This is a genomic window from Kitasatospora sp. NPDC034023, assembly GCF_055575795.1.
Genome location: NZ_JBVIRY010000026.1, coordinates 24363 through 41292, shown reverse-complemented (window position 1 = coordinate 41292; position 16930 = coordinate 24363). Strand labels below are relative to the sequence as shown.

Genomic DNA, 16930 nt, shown 5'->3' with positions numbered 1-16930 from the left:
AGCACGATGAGCCAGACCGTCACCCGCGCCCTGCGCATCCTCGCCCAGCTCGGCGAGGGCGAACGCTCCCTCGACCAGCTCGCCGAGGTGCTCGGCGTCCACAAGACGACCGTGCTCCGGCTGCTCCAGAGCCTCGAAGAGGAACGATTCGTCTACCGCGACGCGGCCTACCGCTACCACCTGGGCGCCGGCCTCTTCGCCCTGTCCGGCCTGGCTCTTGAGCAGCGCGGCATTCGCCGGATCGCCGCCCCGCACCTGGCCGAGCTGAACGCCGCCACCGGCCAGACCGTGCACCTGGCCGCGTACGAGGGCGGCGAGGTGGTCTACATCGACAAGTTCGACTCCCGCCATCCGGTGCGGATGTACTCCCGGATCGGTCTGCGCGCCGCCCTGCACAGCGCCGCCGTCTCCAAGGTGCTGCTGGCCGACCTGCCGCTGCCCGAGCGGCGCCGGGTGGTGGCCGGGATCGACTTCGCCCCGCACACCGAACGCACCCTCACCACGCCCGGGGCGCTGCTCGCCGAGCTGGAGAAGGTCGCCGTCCAGGGCTGGGCGCAGGACCACGCCGAGCACGAAGCCTTCATCAACTGCGTGGCCGCACCCGTCCGGGACGCCAGCGGGCGGGTCGTCGCCGCCGCCTCCATCTCCGTCCCGGACGTCGTCCTCCCGTACGAGCAGGTCCTGGACCTCCTCCCGCAGCTGCTCGCCGCCGCCCGCGCGGTGTCGGCCGACTGCGGCCTCCCCGACCACAGTTGACTGATCATCAAGACAGTCCGAAGCAGCCGCCGAGAACTCCAAGGAGCAAGGAACCCCCATGTCCTCCGACAAGATCGAGATCCGCACCGACGGGGCCCCCGCCCCCGCCTGGATGTTCTCCCAGGGCGTCCGCAAGGGCCCGATCCTGCAGGTCTCCGGCCAGGGCCCGCAGGATCCGGCGACCGGCGAGTACCTCCACCACGGCGACGTGAAGGCGCAGACGCGGCGCACCCTGGAGAACGTCAAGGCCATCGTCGAGGCCGGTGGCGCCACCATCGAGGACGTGGTGATGTTCCGCGTCTACCTCACCAAGCGCGCGGACTTCCCGTTGATGAACGAGGTCTACGCCGAGTTCATCGAGGAGAACGTCAAGCCCGGCGGCGTGAAGCCCTGCCGCACCACCGTCTTCGTCGAGCTGCCGCAGGAGCCGATGCTGGTCGAGATCGACGCCCAGGCCGTCGTCGCCTGACGATCCAGCCGACCCGAGGGCCCGGACGGCACGTCCGGGCCCTCGGCGTTCCCCGAGGCCTGCTTGCCACGCTTCGCCAGCAAAGTTAGGTTAGGCTCACCTAACTATCTGGAGGTCCGTCCATGAGCCTGCCAACCGGCGACACCGAGGTGCCCGAGCCCACCACCGCCGAACGGATCCACAGCCTGCTCAGCACGACCTCCTCGCTCGCCGTCCGCGCCCTGGGCGAGCAGCACGACCTGGACGGCCCGGTCTCCGCCCACGGCTCCCGCCTGCGGCTGCGCGCCCCGCTGGACACCCCGCTCACCGTGGCCGCGGCCCACGCCGCCGAGGGCCTCGCCGTCATCCTCGATGTCACCGACGTCGCCCCCGTCGCCGTCCGCGACCGCGTCCGCGCCCGCCTCACCCTGGCCGGCCGGCTGCACCTGGCCCACCTCGCCGACGACGGCCTCAGCGTCCACCTGCGGGTGGACGTCGCCCACGCCGTCCTCGCCACCCCGTACGGCACCGGCGCGGTCACCGCCGCCGTCCTCGCCCTCGCCGCCCCCGACCCGATGGCCCGCCACGAGGCCGCGATGCTCACCCACTTCGCCGACGACCACGCCGACGCACTCGAGGTCCTCACCCGCCTGCTCGACCCGGTGCTGCTCGCCCGGAACCCGGACATCCGCCCGCTCGCCCTGGACCGCCACGGCCTGGTGCTGCGCCTGGACCACCCCGACGGCCACCGCGACGTCCGCCTGGTCTTCCCCGAACCGGCCCGCGACACCGAGGACTTGGGCCACCGGATGCACGACCTGCTGGCCGCCGCCCGGTACGGTCAGCCGGCCCACCGCAGCTGAGTCACCGGCTCACCGCCCGGCCGCATCCTCCTCACGTACCGCCCGGGCCACCACCGGCGCACCGCGAACGCCACCCCGACCCCGCCCCGACCCCGCCCCGACCCCGCCCCGAAAACGAACCGCCGACCCCGAAAACGGCAGCGGCCGGCCCGGCTCGCGAGGAAGTGAATCCCGCGAGCCGGGCCGGCCTGGGCGTGTCCCGCGCCCATGTCCACTGCACGGCGATCACCCGGTCGAGCGGTCACCCGACATGACCATCCCGGAGGATCGATTCGCTCCGCAGCAGCGGTGGTTCCTGAAACCCCGACAGGGTCAGAGCGCGACGCCGTGCGCGCGCAGGTAGGCGACCGGGTCGATGTCCGAGCCGTACTCCGGGCCGGTGCGGATCTCGAAGTGCAGGTGCGGGCCGGTCACGTTGCCGGTGGCGCCGGAGAGGCCGAGCTGCTGGCCGACGGTGACGGTCTGACCGATCTTCACACCGATCACGGAGAGGTGCGCGTACTCGGCGTAGTGGCCGTCGGCGAGCTTGATCTCGACCTCGTTGCCGTAGGCGCCGCCGTTGCCGGCCTTGACCACGACACCGTTGGCGACGGCGCGCAGCGGGGTGCCGGTGGAGGCCACGAAGTCCTGGCCGGTGTGGTGGCCGGAGGCCCACATCGAGCCGGCCACGCCGTAGGCCTCGCCGAGCACCGGGTGGGCCAGCGGCGCGACGAAGCCGGAGGCGGCGGCGACCGGAGCGGCGGTCACGGCCTGGGCCGGAGCGGCGGTCTGAACCTGGGTCTGCACCTGGGCGGCCGGCTTGGCGGCCTCGGTCTTGACCTGGACCTGGGCCTGCGGCTTGGCGGCCGAAGCGGCCTGGGTGACCGGAGCGGCCGGCTTGGCGGGCTTGGCCGGGGCGACGTCCGCGGACGGCGCGGCAGCGTGGCCGGCGATCGCGAACTGCTGGCCCGGGAAGATCAGGTTCGGGTTGGCGCCGACGACCGAGCGGTTCTGCTCGTACAGCGCGTGCCAGCCGCCCTCGACGTGCTTGGCGTCGGCGATCTTGGACAGGGTGTCGCCGCTGACGACGCGGTAGCTCTCGTGCGCGGCGGCCGGAGCGGCCTGGGCCGGCGCGGCCTGAGCCGGCGCGGCGTCGACGGCGGTGGTGGAGGCGGCGGCCTGCGGGGCCGGGGCGACCGGGGCGGTGTGGGCCTGGGCGCTCATCGCGGTGACGAGCGGGAGGGCGAAGGAGACACCGGTGACGGCGGTGGCGATGCCGATGCGGGCGGCGCGGGGCAGGGCGATACGACGAGCCTGAGCAGGCATGGAAGTTTCCTCTCCGACGCCTGCGAGGTGAGCTGTCGGGTTCGGGCTGGAGTTGCCCGGCCGCATGCGCGGCTTCACCCCAAGCCGGCCCTGGACGCCGCGCCCTGAGGCGCGAACTTCCGGTCCGGCGACTTACCTGTGGGTCCCCCGCTCCTGCCGTACAGAGTTCAGTTCGAACCACCGGGAAGCGGCAGGACTCGGCGTTCCACCCGGTGGATCCGTCCGGACTGGCCGGGCGGTCGCTGAACTAAAACCCATCCGTTCGGGTGAAGCAATGTCGATCTCTTGAATCGGCAACCATCCCCCGGGGTGCGGTGACTCTCCGGATGATCCGCTGCACGGTGCGTACGCGATCCATTCACCCCGCGCCACTGATCCACGACCCTGCGCCGACATCGACGGCACTGCGCGGTCGTCCGCTCACGCACCGCACACCACCGACACACCCGCCGGTGACCCTTGTCACGCGGGCCTCACGGGGAGCAGGATCGGGCCGTGGCCACTTCCGAGGCCGGCACCCTGCGCCTGGGCACCGCGCAGGGTCGCTGGGTACTACTGGCGACGGTGCTCGGCTCCAGCATGGCGATGCTGGACGGCACCGTGGTGAACGTCGCCCTGCCCCGCATCGGCGCCGACCTCGGCGCCTCCCTGGCGTCCCTTCAGTGGACACTGAACGGCTATCTGCTCACCCTGGCGGGCCTGATCCTGCTCGGCGGCGCGCTCGGCGACCGGTACGGAAGGCGCCGGGTCTTCCTCATCGGCGTGGTCTGGTTCGCCGCCGCCTCCGCGGCCTGCGCCGCCGCGCCGAACATCCAGGTGCTGATCGCCGCCCGCGCCGTCCAGGGCATCGGCGGGGCGCTGCTCACCCCCGGCTCGCTCGCCATGCTCCAAGCCGTCTTCGACCCTGACGACCGCTCGGCCGCGGTCGGGCTGTGGTCGGGCCTCGGCGGCGTGTCGGCCGCGGTCGGCCCCTTCCTCGGCGGCTGGCTGGTGGACGGCCCGGGCTGGCGCTGGATCTTCCTGCTGAACCTGCCGCTCGCGGCCGCCGTGATCACGGTCACCACGCGGTACGTGCCGGAGAGCCGGGACGAGAGCGCCACCGGCCGCTTCGACGTGCTCGGCGCGGTGCTCGCCGCGTTCGCCCTCGGCGCGATCACCTACGCGCTGACCGCCGCCGGGGAGGGCGTGTCCGCCGTGGTCTGGGTCAGCGGGTTGATCGGTGTGGTGCTCGGCGTCGCCTTCGTGGCCGTCGAGCGCCGCGCGCCCGATCCGATGCTGCCGCTCGGCCTGTTCTCCTCCCGGCTGTTCACCGCCGTGAACCTGGTCACCCTCTGCGTGTACGCGGCGTTCAGCGGCGTCTTCTTCCTGCTGGTGGTGCAGCTGCAGATCGTCGCCGGGTTCTCGCCGCTGGTCTCGGGCTTCGCGCTGGTGCCGATCACGGTGCTGATGCTGGGGCTGTCGGCGCGCGCCGGGCGCCTCGGCAAGCGGATCGGCCCGCGGATCCCGCTCACCGTCGGCCCGCTGCTGTGCGCCGCCGGGGTGCTGCTGATGCTGCGCATCGGCCCGGGCTCCTCCTACTGGGCGGACGTGCTGCCCGCCGTCACGGTGATGGGCTGCGGCATGACGCTGCTGGTCGCGCCGCTGACGGCCACCGTGCTGGCGGCCGTCGAGGTCCGGCACGCGGGCATCGCGAGCGGGGTGAACAACGCCGCCGCCCGCGCGGCCGGCCTGCTCGCGGTGGCCGCCCTCCCGGCCCTGGCCGGACTGAGCGGCGACGCCTACCGGGTGCCGTCCGCGGTCGACTCCGCCTTCCACACCGCGATGCTGATCTGCGCGGGTCTGCTGGCCGGCGGCGGGCTGATCGCCTTCGCCACCGTCCGGGGCAACGTCCTCGCCCCCGAGGACCACCTGGTGGCCGAGCCGGACTGCGCGTGGACCTGCGGCACCACCCCGCCGCTCGACCCGGGCCACGTCCACACGCACGAGGGCCCCGTCACCGGTCCGGTGGCGGGGCCCTCGCCCGACAGCTGACGAGTGGTCAGAGGATGTCGGCGGGGACGTACTTGGCGGCCTCCGGGTAGGCGGCCGCGACGGCCTCCACCTGACGGACCACCTCGGCGACCTGGGCACCGGCCGCACCGGTGAAGGAGAGCTTGTCGGCCAGCAGCGCGTCCAGCGCGGCCCGGTCCAGCGGGATCCGCTCGTCGGCGGCCAGGCGGTCGAGCAGCTCGTTCTCCCGGGCGCCCGCGCGCATCGCCAGCGCGGAGGCGACGGCGTGCTCCTTGATGACCTCGTGCCCGGTCTCCCGGCCGACGCCCGCGCGCACCGCGCCCATCAGCACCTTGGTGGTGGCGAGGAACGGCAGGTAGCGGTCCAGCTCGGCCTCGACCACGGCGGGGAAGGCGCCGAACTCGTCGAGGACGGTCAGGAAGGTCTCCAGCAGGCCGTCGAAGGCGAAGAAGGCGTCCGGCAGCGCGACCCGGCGCACCACCGAGCAGGAGACGTCGCCCTCGTTCCACTGGTCGCCAGCCAGCTCGCCGGTCATCGAGGCGTAGCCGCGCAGGATGACGGCCAGGCCGTTGACGCGCTCGCAGGAGCGGGTGTTCATCTTGTGCGGCATCGCGGAGGAGCCGACCTGGCCCTCCTTGAAGCCCTCGGTGACGAGCTCGTGGCCGGCCATCAGGCGGATGGTCTTGGCCAGGCTGGACGGCGCGGCGGCCAGCTGGACGAGCGCGGTGAGCACCTCGAAGTCCAGCGAGCGCGGGTAGACCTGGCCGACGCTGGTCAGCACGTTGTCGAAGCCGAGGTGCGCGGCGACCCGGCGCTCCAGCTCGGCCAGCTTCTCGGTGTCCCCGCCCATCAGGTCCAGCATGTCCTGGGAGGTGCCGACCGGGCCCTTGATCCCGCGCAGCGGGTAGCGGGCGATCAGCTCCTCCAGCCGGCGGAAGGCGACCAGCAGCTCGTCGGTGATCGACGCGAAGCGCTTGCCCAGGGTGGTGGCCTGCGCGGCCACGTTGTGCGAGCGGCCGGCCATGACCAGCTCGGAGTGCTGGGCGGACAGCGTGGCCAGGCGGACCAGCACGGCGACCGCGCGGTCGCGCACGTGCTCCAGCGACCGGCGGATCTGCAGCTGCTCGACGTTCTCGGTCAGGTCCCGGGACGTCATGCCCTTGTGGATCTGCTCGTGGCCGGCGAGTTCGCTGAACTCCTCGATCCGGGCCTTCACGTCGTGGCGGGTGACCCGCTCACGGGCGGCGATCGAGCCGAGGTCGACCTGGTCGATCACCCGCTCGTAGTCGGCGACGGCGTTCGCCGGCACCTCGACGCCGAGGTCCTGCTGGGCCTTCAGGACGGCGAGCCACAGGTGGCGCTCGAGGACCACCTTGTGCTCGGGGGACCACAGCTGGGCCAGGGTCGCCGAGGCGTACCGGGAGGCCAGGACATTGGGGATCTGGGGCTTCGCGCTCACGCTTCGCAAGGGTAACAGCCGAGGTCACGCCGGACGTCGGCACCCTGCTCCACCGGCGGCCGCGGCCGCCGGAACCCGCCGGACCGCTCGGCCCGACGCGGGTCCGCGGGTACGGGCGGCGCAGGGCCTACTGCGCGCCGCCCGTCCGGCCGGCCAGCACCGGCAGGACCTGCGTGCAGATCGAGTGCAGGGCGATCCGCTGCTCGTCGTTCATCGCCTCGAACGCCTGGTGGGTACGGCCCATCTCGCTGCGGATGAGGCCCAGGATCTCCCGGCCCTCGGCCGTGATCACCACGATCTTCACCCGGCGGTCACCGGCCGCCGCCGCCCGGTTGGCCAGGCCCAGCGACTCCAGCCGGTCCACGATCCCGGTGACGTTCGACGCGTCGCAGCCCAGCCGTCCGGCCAGCGCGCGCATCGGCACCGGCTCCTGGACCGCGCCCAGCGCCTTGGCCTGCGAGGAGGAGAGCCCGTGCCGGGCCGCGGCCGCCGCGAAGTCCTGGAAATACGCGGCGCCGACGGCGGCCAACGCCTCCATCAGCTCGGCGTTGGTCGGTACGGTCGTCGTCGGTGTCGAACCCATGGGGTCAGGGTACGACCAGGTGCTTCAGCAACTCAAGCTTTGACCGGAGCAACCGTCGCGAGCCGCCTCACACCTTCACAGACATGCACCCGGCGGTCACAGCACCAACTGGTCGAACAGCCGCCGCAACTCGGCGTCCGGGTCGGCGGTCAGCCCGGTGTGCACCGGCCCCGGCTGGACGATCGCGCTGCGCGGCGCGGTCAGCCAGCGGAACCGCTGCCCGGGGCTGTCCCCCGCCGCCGGCCCGGCCTGCGGCCCGCCCAGGCAGACCGCCTCGATCCCGTGCAGCGCCCGCCGCACCCCCTGCACGTCCGTCACCGGGTCCAGCGCCAGCAGCCGCGCCTGGTCCAGGTGGGTCCGCGCCGCCAGGTGCGAACTCTGCCGGCAGTACAGCAGCACCCCGACGTTGACGCACTCACCGCGCTCGACCCTCGGCACCGCGCGGATCACGGCGTACTCGTAGTCGTGCAGCTCGACGATGGCCGGCAGCGCGGGCGTCGACGACTCGCTCATGCGGGCACCTCCGGCAGCCAGTCACGCGGACCGGCCAGTCGCCCGGTCAGCTGGGAACGGTACGCGGCGCGCACCTCGTCGGGCGAGTCGAAGCCGAACTCGTCCATCAGCCAGACCTCGGGGATCTGCGCCACGGCCGCCTCGATCGCCGTCTCCGCGAGCGGGGCGAGCGCCTTGTCCGCCGACTCCAGGTCGGGCCTGGCGCGCAGCAGCGCATGGTCGGAGGCGTCGTACGGGCGGCGCACCCAGGCGGCGGCACCGGGCCAGTTGTGGTGGAAGATCAGGCTCGCGCCGTGGTCGATCAGCCGCAGCCCGCCGGTCGCCACCAGCAGGTTCGGGTTGCGCCAGGACCGGTCGACATTGCCGATCAGCGCGTCGAACCAGAGCACCCGGCCCGCGAGTTCGGGATCCACCTCGAAGCAGAGCGGGTCGAAGTTGAGCGCGCCGCTGACGAACGCCATCCCGAGGTTGGTCCCGCCACTGGCCCGCATCTGGTCCTGGATCTGGTGGTCCGGCTCACTGCGCGCGAGGACCGGGTCCAGGTCGACGGTCACCAGCTCCGGCACCGGCAGCCCGAGCCGCCGCCCCAGCTCCCCGGCCAGCACCTCCGCGACCAGGGCCTTGCGCCCCTGCGCCGCACCGACCCATTTCAGCGCGTACAGCCGCCGATCATCGGCCTCGACCAGGCCCGGCATCGAGCCGCCTTCTCTCAGTGGCGTCACGTACCGGATCGCCGTCACCTCGGGTAGCACGCCCACAGCCTATCGGTGCATCCGTCCCCGCCGTACGCCCACAACCCCTCCCCTCCCTCATCCGCCCCACCCCGCGCACCAACCACCGTCCCAAGCCCCCACCACGGCCCACCCTTCACCCCTCCCTCATCCGCCCCACCCCGGTGGCAGCCCCCGCTGCTCCGTGCGAGTGTGGCGGACAGTAATGGGGACCTTCACGGCAAAGGGATGAGCGATGGAACGACCTCGGATCCTGATCGTGGGCGGTGGCTTCGCCGGCCTGGAGTGCGCCCGCCGCCTCGAACGCAAGCTGTCACCCTCGGAGGCCGAGATCTCGCTGGTCACGCCGTTCAGCTACCAGCTCTACCTCCCCCTCCTCCCCCACGTCGCCGCGGGCGTCCTCACCCCGCAGTCCGTGGCCGTCTCCCTGCGCCGCTCGCTGCGCCGCACCCACATCGTTCCGGGCGGCGCCATCGGCGTGGACCCGGCTTCCAAGGTGTGCGTCGTCCGCAAGATCACCGACGAGGTGGTCGCGCAGAAGTACGACTTCCTGGTGCTCGCCCCCGGCAGCGTCACCCGCACCTTCGACATCCCGGGCCTCACCGACTACGCCCGCGGCATGAAGACGCTGGCCGAGGCGGCCTACGTCCGTGACCACGTGATCGCCCAACTCGACCTCGCCTCGGCCACCCTGGACCAGCGGGAGCGGGAGTCCCGGCTCCAGTTCGTGGTGGTCGGCGGCGGCTACGCGGGCACCGAGACGGCCGCCTGTCTGCAGCGTCTGACCACCGCCGCGTCCCACCGCTACCCGCGGCTGGACGCCCGGCAGATCAAGTGGCACCTGATCGACATCGCCCCGAAGCTGATGCCGGAGCTCGGTGACCCGCTCGGCGAGGCGGCCCTGGAAATCCTGCGGGAGCGCGGCATCGAGGTGTCGCTGGGCGTGTCGGTGGCCGAGGTCGGCGCCGAGTCGGTCAAGTTCACCGACGGCCGGGTGCTCCCCTGCCGGACGCTGATCTGGACCGCCGGGGTGGCGGCGAGCCCGCTGATCGGCACCCTGGACGCCGAGACGGTCCGCGGCCGGCTCGCCGTGACGGCGGAGATGCGGGTGCCGCAGTTCGAGGGCGTGTTCGCGCTCGGGGATGCCGCCGCCGTGCCCGACCTGGCGAAGGGCGACGGCGCGGTGTGCCCGCCGACCGCCCAGCACTCCGCCAGGCAGGGCCGCGCGGTGGCGAACAACGTGATCGCCTCGCTCCGCAACCAGCCCCTGGAGCCTTACTACCACAAGGACTTGGGCCTGGTGGTCGACCTCGGCGGCAAGGACGCGGTCTCCAAGCCGGTCGGTGTGGAGCTGCGCGGGGTGCCCGCCCAGCTGGTCGCGCGTGGCTACCACCTGATGGCGATGCGCACCAATGTGGCCAAGTTCCGAGTGGGCGCCAACTGGCTGCTCAACGCGACCGCCGGGGACGACTTCGTCCGTACCGGCTTCCTCGCCCGCCAGCCCGCCCGGCTTCAGGATTTCGAGTACACCGACGCCTATCTGACGAAGGATCAGGTGCGGGCGCACGCCCAGTCCCTGCTTGCCAAGGGCTGACCGCGCTCACCAAGTCCTGCTCGCAGCACATCACTTCGGCGCCCCCGCAGCCAAGGCCGCGGGGGCGCCGAAGCATGTGGTCAGCACTCGGTCACAGCGCGCTCAGCGCGCGGTCACCGCATGCCCAGCGCACGGTCACCGCGCGGCGAGGTACATCCCGCTCGCGTCCTGCCCGGCCGTGTTGCGGCACGCGTAGTCACCGCTCGGGCGGCCCCACAGCAGCGTCAGGCAGCGCCCGACCGCCTGCTGCCCGTAGTAGTTGGGGTGCATCGACTCCTGCAGTGCGCCCTGCGTGGAGTTGAGCCCGCCGTCCAGGAAGCGCGCCCACTCGCCGGTGGTCGCGGACGGGCCGGAGCTCGCGGTCGGCTGCTTGGTGGCCGTCGAGCAGACCTCGCGGCCCTGCAGCATGTCCGACAGGTCGAGGAACTGCGCGCCCTTGGACGCGGCGACGCCCGCCAGCGCCTGGGAGATCTGCGGCACCATCGTGTCGCGGGCCCAGTCGGCGTCTCCGTCCCAGAACGGGCAGCCGCCGGTGTCGGACCGGGTCCAACCGCTTTCCGGGTACCGCATCTCGGCGCTGCGCGGGATCGGCGACGGGTAGGACTGCAGCACCAGGCGGTAGTCCGACTGCGCGTAGCCCGCGCCGGCCATCACGGCGCGGATCTCGTCGATCGCCTTGCCGACCCCGGCCATCGCCGTGGGCATCTTGTCGTCGATCTGGGACTGCGCGGAGTCGTGGCAGTACGAGTACCAGATCAGGTAGTCCTGCACGCAGTTGGAGATGATGTCCGCGAAGCCCAGGTCGTTGCCGCCGATCGACAGGGTGATCAGCTTGACGTTGTTCTGCCGCGCCACGCCGGCGAGTTGGTCGGCCTGCGGGGCCTCGCCCTTGTACGACTGGCCGCCGTTGGAGGCGCGGAAGATGTTCGCGGTGACGGCGCCGGAGCAGGCCAGGTTGATCTCGTTCTGGGCGCCGGTGGAGGCGCTGATCACCTCGGAGACGTCGGAGCGGTCGCAGCCGCTCGCCGCCGTGGCGCCGTAGACCCGCGAGGGGTCGTACGAACTGCCGGTCCAGGCGCGGTCGGTGCCGTTGCGGCTGCCGCTGGTGCCGGCGGAGTTGCCCTTCCAGCGGCCGGCCTCGCCGGAGATGTAGCTGTCGCCGAGCGTGACGCTGGCGGTGGGCCCGGAGGGCACGGCGGCCGGTGCGGCGGAGGCCGGTGTGGCGACGGCCAGGCCCGCGAGGGCGAGCGGGAGGGCGAAGGCTGCGGTGAGCAGCCGTCGGCCGAGTCGAGGTGCGCTGCGGTTGATGCTCGAACAGTTTTCGGGCACTGCGGAACTCCTGCGGCTCGGTCTTCCCGTGGATGGGGAACGGGAAGACGCGTAGGTGAGGGTGGGCCGCCGGCCGGTGGCGCGATGAAGATGACATGCCCTCGCCTGTTACCGCTAGGTATCTGCAGCAGGTTTCGCTTTTGTTACCGCCGGGTTCAGACCAGACCGGCAACCGCGGACCGGCTGCCGCCCGCCGCGCACACCCGTCACACCAGCCCCGCCCACCCCACCGGCAGCCCGCCGTTCACCACCGCCCACCTCGCCGTTCACACGAGCCGGGAGCCGTCCCCGCTCGCTCCCAGCACCGCTGCCAGGTCCTCCGCCAGTTCCCTGGCCTGCGCCGACTCCAGCCGGGCCGTGGTGAACCGCAGCCCCGGCGGCGACTGGATCCGGTACCGCGCGCCGGGCGCCGCGACCCAGCCGCGCTGCACCAGCGCCGCCAGCGCCGAGGTCTCGTCCGGTACCGGCACCCAGACGTTCAGCCCGCTCTGCCCGTGCGCCTCGATCCCGCGTGCCGCCAGCTCGCCCAGCAGGGCGTCCCGCCGGGCCCGGTAGGTCGCGGCCACCCGCGCGACCGGCGCGGCGTCGCTGCGCCACAGCTCGGCGACGGTGCGCTGCAGCAGGTGGCTGACCCAGCCGGCCCCCAGCCGCAGCCGTCCGGACACCCGGCCGATCGTCTCCGGGTCGCCGACCGCCACCGAGACCCGCAGGTCCGGCCCGTACGCCTTGGCCGCCGAGCGCACCACCGCCCAGTGCCGCGACCCGGCCACGGCCAGCGGATGGAACGGCTGGTCGACCATGCCGTGCCCGTGGTCGTCCTCGATCAGCAGCACCCCGGGGTGCTCGGCCAGGACGGCCTTCAGCGCCTCGGCCCGGCGCGCGGTGAGCGCCGCGCCGGTCGGGTTCTGCGCCCGGCTGGTGACCACCACCGCCCGGGCGCCCTCGGCCAGCGCCGCCGCGAGCGCGTCCGGCAGCGGGCCCTCGTCGTCCAGCCGGACGGGCAGGTGCTTGAGGCCCATCGCGGGCAGCAGGTCGAACAGGCTGCCCCAGCCCGGGTCCTCGACGGCGACCGCGTCGCCGGGGCGCAGCCGGGCGTCGAGGATGCGTTCGATGGTGTCGAGCGAGCCGGAGGCGACGACGATCGGGCCGCCGGGCAGGCCGTCGGCCTCGAATGAGGCGCGGGCGAGCGCGAGCAGTTCCGGGTCTACGGCCGGGTGTCCGTACAGCACCGGTTCGGCGCGCGCGGCCTCGGCGGCGGCCGCGAGGGCGGGGCCGAGGTCGGGCAGCAGCGCCGGGTCGGGGTTGCCGGCGGACAGGTCCCGGGCGTGCGGGGGGACGGGGATGCGGATCTGGTCGCGCGGGGTGAGCGCGGGTCTGGGGAGGATCCGGCTGCCCTTGCGACCGGCCGTCTCGATCACGCCTCGGTCGCGCAGCAGCCGGTAGGCGGCGGCGACGGTATTGGGGTTGACGCCCAGTTCGGCGGCGAGGTCGCGCAGCGGGGGCAGCGCGGTTCCGGGGGCGAGCAGTCCGCTGCTCACGCCCTGTTCGATGTGCGCCGCGATTTCGCTGGCGCGTCGCCCTTTCAGCGGATAGTCTCCTAGCACAAAGTAAATTATGCACTAGTACATAGAGGATGTCATGTCAGACACCACGGAAGGCTCGCCGACCTACTCCCGTACCCCCAGGACCACCCCCACCCGGTACAAGGACCGGGCCACCTGGGAGCAGGAGGCGATCCACGCCATCCTCGACAGCGCCTACATCTGCCACCTCGGCTTCGTCGCCGACGGCGCCCCCGTGGTGCTGCCGACGATCTACGCCCGGGTCGGCAGCCGGCTCTACGTCCACGGCTCCACCGGCAGCCGTCCGATGCGCGGCGCCTCCGGCGAGCAGGGCATGCCGGTCTGCGTCACCGTCACCCAGGTCGACGCGCTGGTGCTGACCAAGTCCGCGTTCAACCACTCGGTGAACTTCCGCTCGGTCGTCGCCCACGGCACCGCCCACCAGGTCACCGACCCCGAGGAGCTGGACGTCGCGCTGGCCGCCCTGGTCGACCACGCGATACCCGGCCGCTCCGCCGAGGTCCGCCCGGCCAACGCCAAGGAGCTCGCCGCCACCGCCGTCCTGCGGCTGGAGCTGGACGAGGTCTCGGCCAAGACCCGCGAGGACGACGCCGCCGACGACCCCGAGGACGCCGACCTGCCGCACTGGTCCGGCCTGATCCCGGTCACCACCGTGCACGGCACCCCCGTTCCGCACGACGACGGCACCATCCCGCTCCCCGCCCACCTGCGCACCTACCCCCGCTGACGAGGAGCGCTCCGATGCTGATCAGGTCCTGGGACCGCGGCGACGAGAACGAGTGGCGCGCCTGGCTGGCCGAGGGCCGCGACTTCGGCCTGCTCGCCGCCAACGGCGGCCCGGGCGAGGGCCCGGTCCTCGTCCCGACGCACTTCCTGCTGTACGCCGAGCACGGCGAGATCCTGCTCCACCTCGCCGCGCCCAACCCGCTGCTGGCCGCCGTCCGGGCCGACCCGCAGGTCACCCTCGCGGTCACCGACGGCTACGCCTTCGCCCCGGGCCACTGGCGCGGCGCCCCCGGCACACCGACCAGCTACTACGCCTCGGTCCACTTCCACTGCACCGCCGAGGTCGTGGAGTCCGCCGCCGGCAAGGCGGAGATCCTCAACCGCCAACTGGCGCACTTCCAGCCCGAGACGCCGGAGGTCCGAGTGGTGCCCGGCGGCGGCGAGTTGGCCCGGCAGCTGCCCGGCCTGCGCGGGCTCCGGCTGACCGTGAAGGAGGTGCGGGCCAAGTTCAAGTACGACGACAAGAAGCCCGCCGAGACGCAGTACGCGATGGCCGACCGCCTCGCCGAGCGCGCGGACGGCGGCGGGCGCGGCCGCGACCAGTACGCCGCCGCCCGTACCCAGCTGCTCCGCCGCCACGAGCGGCGCGCCGCCCAACCGGCCACCTCCCGGGGGCGCACCACCACACCGCGCGCCGCCGACTGACCCCGCGTCACCCGATCGGCCCTGAACGCGGGCAGGTCGGCCCCGCCGCTGCTCGAATGTGAGACGAGCCCTGCCCACTCCGCGTCAGAGCGGGCCCGTCCACCCCGGGGAGCGCGCGTGTCCACAGTCAACGGCCAACGGGCGGCCGGCGAGGCCCATCTCGGCCACGTGGTGTTCATCTCTGCGGCGGCGGCCATGGGCGGCTTCCTGTTCGGCTACGACAGCGCGGTGATCAACGGTGCGGTGACGGGCATCCAGAAACACTTCGCGGTGGGCCACGGCACCACCGCCTTCGTGGTCGCCATCGCGCTGCTGGGCTCGGCGGCCGGCGCGGTGATCGCCGGCCGGCTCGCCGACAACTTCGGCCGGGTGCGCACGATGCTGCTGGCCGCCGCGCTGTTCGCGGCCAGCGGCATCGGCTCGATGTTCCCGCCGAACATCGAGACCCTCGCCACCTGGCGCGTGATCGGCGGCATCGCGATCGGCATCGCCTCGGTGATCGCGCCCACCTACATCGCCGAGGTCGCGCCGACCGCCTACCGCGGTCGGCTCGCCTCCTTCCAGCAGATGGCGATCGTGCTCGGCATCACCGTCTCCCAGCTGGCCAACTGGGCGCTCAACCAGGCCGCCGGCGGCGAGTCCACCAACCACCTCGGCGGCATCGAGGCCTGGCAGTGGATGCTCGGCGTCGAGGCGATCCCGGCCCTGGTGTACGGGCTGATGGCGCTCGCCATCCCGGAGTCGCCGCGCTTCCTGATCGCCGACCACCGCGAGGCGCAGGCCCGCAAGGTGCTGGTCGAGGTCGAGGGCGAGGGCGTGGACCTGGACGCCCGGGTGGCGGAGATCCGCGCGGTGCTGGAGTCCGCCCACAAGCCCCGGATGAAGGACCTGCTCGGCGGCCGCTTCGGCCTGCTGCCGATCGTCTGGGTCGGCATCGGCGCCTCGGCGTTCCAGCAGTTCGTCGGCATCAACGTGATCTTCTACTACTCGTCCCTGCTCTGGCAGTCGGTCGGCATCAACGAGTCCAACTCGCTTCTGATCAGCCTCTCCACCTCGATCATCAACGTGATCGGCACGGTGATCGCGATGGCCCTGGTGGACCGGATCGGCCGCAAACCGCTCGCCCTGGCCGGCTCGATCGGCATGGCGGCCGCGCTCTCCACCGCCGCCTGGGCGTTCTCCTTCCGGTACGGCACCGGCGACACCGCCACCCTGGACAACACCCACGCCACCGTCGCCCTGGTCGCCGCGCACGTCTTCGTGCTGTGCTTCGCCTTCTCCTGGGGCGTCGTGGTCTGGGTCCTGCTCGGGGAGATGTTCCCCAACCGGATCCGCGCGCTCGCCCTCTCCGTCGCGGCGTCGGCCCAGTGGATCGCCAACTGGGCGATCACCGTCAGCTTCCCCGACCTCGCCGACTGGAACCTCTCGGCGACGTACGCCATCTACGCGGCCTTCGCGCTGCTGTCCATCCCGTTCGTGGCCTTCTGCATCAAGGAGACCAAGGGCCGCCCCCTGGAGGAGATGGGCTGACCCCGCCCCCCGCCCCCCGCACCCCGCCGCACGCGGCCCGACCCACCGAGAGGAAGCCATGCCCGACCAGCGCGGCTCCCGGCAGAACGTCACCTTCCCGAGCAACGGCCGTACCGCGCACGGGTACCTGGCCCGGCCGCCGCAGGGCGCCGGGCCCGGCCTGGTGGTGGTGCAGGAGTGGTGGGGGCTCACCACGCACGTCGCCACCATGGCCGACCGCTTCGCCGCCGAGGGTTTCACCGTCCTCGCCCCCGACCTGTTCGGCGGTGCGACCACCCACGACCGCACCGAGGCGGCCCGGTTCAAACGCGAACTCCCGGTCGAGCGGGCCGTCGAGGACCTCTCCGGGGCCGTCGACCATCTGCTCTCGCTGGACGGGGTGGTCGGCGACGCCGTCGGCGTGGTCGGCTTCTGCATGGGCGGCGGCTTCGCCCTGCTGCTGGCCGCCCGGGCCGGCGACAAGGTGGCCGCCGTGGCGCCCTTCTACGGCCTCCCGCCCGACCCGGACTTCGACTACCGCGGCCTCACCGCCCACGTCCTCGGCCACTTCGGCGAGCTGGACGGCTCGATCCCGATGACCGCCGTGGACGAGGCCGCGATCCGGATCGGCGAGGCCACCGACGTCCGCCCCGAGATCCACTTCTACCCGGCCGGGCACGCCTTCATGAACGACGAGAACCTCCTCGGCACCTACGACCCCCTGCAGGCCCGGATCGCCTGGCGCCGCACCCTCACCTTCCTCCGGGGCCACCTCGGCTGACGGGGCCGGCCCGGCCCCGCTGCCGGGATCGGCTC

The 16930-nt window shown here is 72.9% G+C and carries 16 protein-coding genes and 1 riboswitch; of the genes, 9 read left to right on the top strand and 7 right to left on the bottom strand.

Going from position 1 to position 16930, the window contains the following annotated elements; all coding sequences use genetic code 11:
- Positions 1–6 precede the first annotated feature (6 nt).
- From ACZ52R_RS29425 to ACZ52R_RS29415, 3 genes are all read left to right on the top strand, one after another.
- Complete coding sequence (locus ACZ52R_RS29425; protein ID WP_465754445.1) at positions 7–756, top strand: IclR family transcriptional regulator; 750 nt, start codon at positions 7–9, stop codon at positions 754–756.
- A 58-nt stretch (positions 757–814) separates the two neighbouring features.
- Positions 815–1225, top strand: a complete 411-nt coding sequence (locus tag ACZ52R_RS29420) for a RidA family protein (protein ID WP_465754444.1) — start codon at positions 815–817, stop codon at positions 1223–1225.
- Positions 1226–1347: 122 nt separating this feature from the next.
- Entirely contained in the window at positions 1348–2067 is a 720-nt protein-coding gene (locus ACZ52R_RS29415; RefSeq protein WP_465754443.1) for a DUF2470 domain-containing protein, read from the top strand.
- Positions 2068–2379: 312 nt separating this feature from the next.
- On the opposite strand, the gene ACZ52R_RS29410 is transcribed toward ACZ52R_RS29415, so the two are convergent.
- Positions 2380–3372, bottom strand: a complete 993-nt coding sequence (locus ACZ52R_RS29410; protein WP_465623285.1) for a M23 family metallopeptidase — start codon at positions 3370–3372, stop codon at positions 2380–2382.
- Positions 3373–3374: 2 nt separating this feature from the next.
- A riboswitch (cyclic di-AMP (ydaO/yuaA leader) is annotated at positions 3375–3555 on the bottom strand.
- A gap of 312 nt (positions 3556–3867) precedes the next feature.
- On the opposite strand from ACZ52R_RS29410, the gene ACZ52R_RS29405 reads away from it, so the two are divergent.
- Positions 3868–5403: a DHA2 family efflux MFS transporter permease subunit gene (locus ACZ52R_RS29405; protein WP_465623284.1), complete on the top strand. Its 1536-nt coding sequence runs from the start codon at positions 3868–3870 to the stop codon at positions 5401–5403.
- A 7-nt stretch (positions 5404–5410) separates the two neighbouring features.
- On the opposite strand, the gene purB is transcribed toward ACZ52R_RS29405, so the two are convergent.
- The 4 genes from purB to ACZ52R_RS29385 form a co-directional block, all read right to left on the bottom strand.
- Complete coding sequence (purB, locus tag ACZ52R_RS29400; protein WP_360508275.1) at positions 5411–6841, bottom strand: adenylosuccinate lyase; 1431 nt, start codon at positions 6839–6841, stop codon at positions 5411–5413.
- Positions 6842–6968: 127 nt separating this feature from the next.
- Positions 6969–7424 (bottom strand): MarR family winged helix-turn-helix transcriptional regulator, encoded by a 456-nt coding sequence (locus ACZ52R_RS29395; protein ID WP_465664278.1) that lies wholly within the window; start codon positions 7422–7424, stop codon positions 6969–6971.
- A 96-nt stretch (positions 7425–7520) separates the two neighbouring features.
- Entirely contained in the window at positions 7521–7937 is a 417-nt protein-coding gene (locus ACZ52R_RS29390) for a DUF3037 domain-containing protein (RefSeq protein ID WP_465623281.1), read from the bottom strand.
- The gene (locus ACZ52R_RS29385; RefSeq protein WP_360508266.1) at positions 7934–8689 is read right to left on the bottom strand and encodes a HipA family kinase; all 756 of its coding nucleotides are present in this window, start codon (positions 8687–8689) and stop codon (positions 7934–7936) included. Before ACZ52R_RS29385 ends, ACZ52R_RS29390 begins: the two co-directional genes overlap by 4 nt.
- A 214-nt stretch (positions 8690–8903) precedes the next feature.
- Here ACZ52R_RS29385 and ACZ52R_RS29380 point away from each other — a divergent pair, with 214 nt between their 5' ends.
- The gene (locus tag ACZ52R_RS29380; protein WP_360508263.1) at positions 8904–10262 is read left to right on the top strand and encodes an NAD(P)/FAD-dependent oxidoreductase; all 1359 of its coding nucleotides are present in this window, start codon (positions 8904–8906) and stop codon (positions 10260–10262) included.
- 135 nt (positions 10263–10397) lie between these two features.
- Here the strand turns inward: ACZ52R_RS29380 and ACZ52R_RS29375 are convergent, their stop codons facing one another.
- Both ACZ52R_RS29375 and ACZ52R_RS29370 read right to left on the bottom strand, forming a co-directional pair.
- The gene (locus ACZ52R_RS29375) at positions 10398–11591 is read right to left on the bottom strand and encodes a GDSL-type esterase/lipase family protein (RefSeq protein ID WP_465664279.1); all 1194 of its coding nucleotides are present in this window, start codon (positions 11589–11591) and stop codon (positions 10398–10400) included.
- 266 nt (positions 11592–11857) lie between these two features.
- The gene (locus ACZ52R_RS29370) at positions 11858–13195 is read right to left on the bottom strand and encodes an aminotransferase class I/II-fold pyridoxal phosphate-dependent enzyme (RefSeq protein WP_465623278.1); all 1338 of its coding nucleotides are present in this window, start codon (positions 13193–13195) and stop codon (positions 11858–11860) included.
- A 34-nt stretch (positions 13196–13229) separates the two neighbouring features.
- Between ACZ52R_RS29370 and ACZ52R_RS29365 the strand changes: the two genes are divergently transcribed.
- The 4 genes from ACZ52R_RS29365 (at position 13230) to ACZ52R_RS29350 (ending at position 16895) form a co-directional block, all read left to right on the top strand.
- Entirely contained in the window at positions 13230–13901 is a 672-nt protein-coding gene (locus ACZ52R_RS29365) for a pyridoxamine 5'-phosphate oxidase family protein (RefSeq protein ID WP_360508255.1), read from the top strand.
- Between the two features lie 14 nt (positions 13902–13915).
- Positions 13916–14605: an FMN-binding negative transcriptional regulator gene (locus tag ACZ52R_RS29360; protein WP_465623277.1), complete on the top strand. Its 690-nt coding sequence runs from the start codon at positions 13916–13918 to the stop codon at positions 14603–14605.
- A 117-nt stretch (positions 14606–14722) separates the two neighbouring features.
- Positions 14723–16135, top strand: coding sequence for a sugar porter family MFS transporter (locus tag ACZ52R_RS29355; protein ID WP_465623275.1), 1413 nt, complete (start codon positions 14723–14725; stop codon positions 16133–16135).
- A 58-nt stretch (positions 16136–16193) separates the two neighbouring features.
- Positions 16194–16895, top strand: coding sequence for a dienelactone hydrolase family protein (locus ACZ52R_RS29350; RefSeq protein WP_360508247.1), 702 nt, complete (start codon positions 16194–16196; stop codon positions 16893–16895).
- The last annotated feature ends 35 nt before the right edge of the window (positions 16896–16930 follow it).